Below are 2,618 nucleotides of genomic sequence, written 5' to 3'. Positions count from 1 at the left end.
CGCGTCCTCGTGCATCGCCTTCTTGAAGTTGCGCACCGCCGCGCCAATGTCGGATCCGGCGTTGCGCAGCTTGGTCGTGCCAAAAATCAGCAGCACGATCACCAGCACGATCAACCAATGCCAAATGCTGTCAAAACCCATGTCTCACTCCTGCGCGCCCACGCGCTGAACGACGTCGTCGCAGCCGACGCCCGCGACTCGCAAGTTTACTCTTCGCGCCGATCGCGCCAGGCGGCGATCGCCAGGCGATGGCAGCGTCGCTCGAGTGCAGGCACAAAGGTCCGCGGCATCGTGCCGCACGCTCGCGCGCCTGCAAGGAAAGTCTGTCTTGATCTCGGTCAAGAACGCACGGCATCGTTTCCGTCACGCTGCACGCGCATCGTTAAGGATGCGTTATCGGAGATCGCAATGAGCACCTCATTCGTCGCGCCGCGTGTGTTGCGCTGGCTGCGTGGTATCGCCCTGCTGGGCGTAACTGCGTTGGCCCTGCTGCTAGCGCTGCCGGCGCAGGCCGTGCCCATGTTCGCGCGCGAGACTGGGCAGCCTTGCTCGGCCTGCCACATTGGCGGTTTCGGGCCGCAACTGACGCCATTCGGACGCCAGTTCAAACTGGATGGCTACCGGCTGGACGTGCACAAGGGCTGGGATACGCACCTCTCGGCCATGGCCGTGGAGTCGTTCACCCATACCCAGCAACCGCAGGCGGCGCCGCCCGCGCCCAACTATGGCCTCAACAACAACACCGAGCTGGAACAGGCCTCGATTTTCTACGGTGGCAAGCTGGCCGATCACTGGGGCATGCTGGGTCAGTTCACCTACCAGCAGGCTACCGGTCAGTGGGGCTGGGACAACACCGATGTGCGCTACGCGCACAATTACATGCTGGGCGGCAAGGGCGGCGTGTTCGGCGTTTCCATCAACAATAACCCGACGGTCTCGGACGTGTTCCAGACCGCGCCGGCATGGATGTATCCCTATTTCGCGACCGATCTGGTGCCCGGTCCGCCGGCGTCTCCGGCCATCATGGGCGCCTTCGGGGGGCAGGTGGTGGGCGCAACCGCGTACACCATGTTCGATTCGCACTGGTACGGCGAGGCCGGGGTTTACCGCACGCTGCCTTCGAACCTGCTGCAGCGGCGTCCCTTCAACGCCGGATTCAACGGCCGCATCGTCGGTGCCGCACCGTACGCGAGAGTGGCCTACACGCGCAACATCGGCGCGGGTGATATCGAAGTGGGCGGGATGTTTTTCGACGCGCGCCAGGGGCAGGTGGGCACCAACGGCAACGGCACCGTGATCTCGGTTCCCGGACCATACAACGAGTACAAGGACTATGGCGTGGATGCCAGTTACCAGTACCTGGGCACCGGCAAGAACATCTTCACCGCCGACGCCTTGTACGTGACCGAGCAGCAGACCTTGACCGGAACCTACAGTCAGGGCGGATCCAGCAACCTGCGCAACACGGTCAACTCGCTCAATCTCAATGGCTCGTACTGGTACGAGAATACCTATGGCATCACTTTGGCGGGGTTCCGCAACAATGGCACCGCCGATCCGATCCTGTATGCCAACCGCACCGGTTCGCCGCTGACCCAAGGCTACATGGTGGAGTTCAACATCAATCCGTTCGGCAAGTTCAACTCGTTCGACCAGCCTTGGGTGAACCTGCGCTTCGGCCTGCAGTACACCTACTACACGTTGTTCGATGGAGCGGCCAGCAACTTCGATGGCGCCGGTACCAACGCCCACGCCAACAACACGCTGTTCGCATACGTCTGGACTGCATTCTGATCCGTCGCAGCGTGTTTGCATGGACAGTCGCGCCCGCCTCGTTGCGGGCGCGGCTGTTGGCATTGTTGGAAAACGGTTGTTTGCGCGCGGGCGTCCGCGTCGCCGCTCCATCAAATTCGGCATGGCTGCACTCGCTTCCCACGGTTGGCCGGCGCGAAGCATGGATGTCCCGAACGGGCGGATGATCATCGGGATCGCGCGGCTGGAGATGCGTCTCATGGGGTACGCCTGAGATTTCCACACGCCTCATGGAGCGTCCGGTGCATCAGATCCAGGATCTTGGGGCGCAGCATGCGCATCTGCTGCATCTTCTGCAGCAGGAACGCCTGGCTTTGCTCGCCGGCGAGATAGCGCAGGCGCGCGATCTCCTTGCGAGCATGCAGGCCTTGCAGGAAACCCATATCGCGGACGAGGAAAACCTGCTGATCCCACGCCTGTCGCCGTCAGCGCACTGGCCTGCCCGGATCTATCTCGCCGAGCACCGCAAACTGGCTTCGATGCTTGCCGATTTGCGCGCGGCGCTCAAGCCGCTGTCCGCACGCATCGAGGATGGTGCAACGCGGCTGGCCTTGCTTGACGCACAGATGCCATTCAAGCACGTGCTCGAACATCATTTCGAACGTGAGGAAAAGGGTCTGCTCGTCGAAATTCCGACGTAAAAGCGGGAGCTATACCGAAAGTTTGCAGCGCCACACAAATCTGATCCAGATCAAGGCCCGTGTCGGGAGGTCTGGGCAGACTGCGGTCATGAACACGCATGCTCCCCAGGCGCCGCGCTTCGACGCCGAGCTGATCCGGCGCTACGACGTGTCGGGTCCGCGCTA

4 protein-coding genes are annotated in these 2,618 nt (G+C 62.4%); 3 read left to right on the top strand and 1 reads right to left on the bottom strand.

Going from position 1 to position 2,618, the window contains the following annotated elements; translation table 11 throughout:
* Positions 1-141: Sec-independent protein translocase subunit TatA (gene tatA / locus ACYDAT_RS16160; protein ID WP_461440741.1), on the bottom strand; the 141-nt coding region annotated here is incomplete at its 3' end.
* 267 nt (positions 142-408) lie between these two features.
* On the opposite strand from tatA, the gene ACYDAT_RS16155 reads away from it, so the two are divergent.
* The 3 genes from ACYDAT_RS16155 to ACYDAT_RS16145 are packed head-to-tail and all read left to right on the top strand — an operon-like array spanning position 409 to position 2,453.
* Positions 409-1,794, top strand: a complete 1,386-nt coding sequence (locus tag ACYDAT_RS16155) for a cytochrome C (protein ID WP_461451476.1) — start codon at positions 409-411, stop codon at positions 1,792-1,794.
* Positions 1,795-1,813: 19 nt separating this feature from the next.
* On the top strand, positions 1,814-2,026 hold the full coding sequence (locus ACYDAT_RS16150) for a hypothetical protein (protein WP_461451474.1): 213 nt from the start codon (positions 1,814-1,816) through the stop codon (positions 2,024-2,026).
* Positions 2,027-2,042: 16 nt separating this feature from the next.
* The gene (locus ACYDAT_RS16145) at positions 2,043-2,453 is read left to right on the top strand and encodes a hemerythrin domain-containing protein (RefSeq protein WP_461440740.1); all 411 of its coding nucleotides are present in this window, start codon (positions 2,043-2,045) and stop codon (positions 2,451-2,453) included.
* Positions 2,454-2,618 lie beyond the last annotated feature (165 nt).

The sequence above is a fragment of the Metallibacterium sp. genome, from assembly GCF_054637675.1.
The sequence above is the reverse complement of the archived record's forward strand: the minus strand, read 5'-3'. Positions and strand labels throughout refer to the sequence as shown.

Coding starts and splice junctions, on each gene's coding strand:
- ACYDAT_RS16155 (WP_461451476.1), top strand. CDS start 409: ATGAGCACCTCATTCGTCGCGCCGCGTGTGTTGCGCTGGCTGCGTGGT.
- ACYDAT_RS16150 (WP_461451474.1), top strand. CDS start 1,814: ATGGACAGTCGCGCCCGCCTCGTTGCGGGCGCGGCTGTTGGCATTGTT.
- ACYDAT_RS16145 (WP_461440740.1), top strand. CDS start 2,043: ATGGAGCGTCCGGTGCATCAGATCCAGGATCTTGGGGCGCAGCATGCG.